Origin of the sequence: Aromatoleum evansii (assembly GCF_012910805.1) — a bacterium.
Classification (GTDB): Bacteria; Pseudomonadota; Gammaproteobacteria; order Burkholderiales; family Rhodocyclaceae; genus Aromatoleum; species Aromatoleum evansii.
Genome location: NZ_WTVK01000273.1, coordinates 1 through 406, shown reverse-complemented (window position 1 = coordinate 406; position 406 = coordinate 1). Strand labels below are relative to the sequence as shown.

General features: G+C 66.0%; 1 protein-coding gene. It reads right to left on the bottom strand.

Annotation, left to right across the window (positions count from 1 at the left end):
• The coding region (locus tag GO615_RS28280; protein ID WP_169133111.1) for a PAS domain S-box protein at nt 1–406 on the bottom strand (406 nt) is incomplete at both ends.

The window sequence follows — 406 nt, the reverse complement described above, 5'->3', positions numbered from 1 at the left end:
GTCCCGGTTCGGCAGGTTGGTGAGACCGTCATGGTGCGCCATGTGCGCGATCCGTGCTTCGGCGGCACGGCGTTCGGTGATGTCGACCACCGCGACCAGGTAGCCGTCGCGGCCCTCGAACGCCACCTTGCGTCCGAACGTCAGTACATGGATCTCGGTGCCGTCGGCCCTGATGTGGCGCCAGTCGCGGCTCGATTGATAGACGTCGCCGATCTCGCGCAAGGCGGCGCTGTGCACGCCCCGCTCGTCCTCCGGCCAGATCTCGCGCAGCGTCATGCCGAGAAATCGCTCGCGGCTGTACCCGTAGTGCTGAACGGCGGCGTCGTTGACGCTGAGGAATTCCATCGTGCCGGCGTCGAACACCCACATCGGCATCGGGTTGTTCTCGAACAGCAGGCGGAACGAC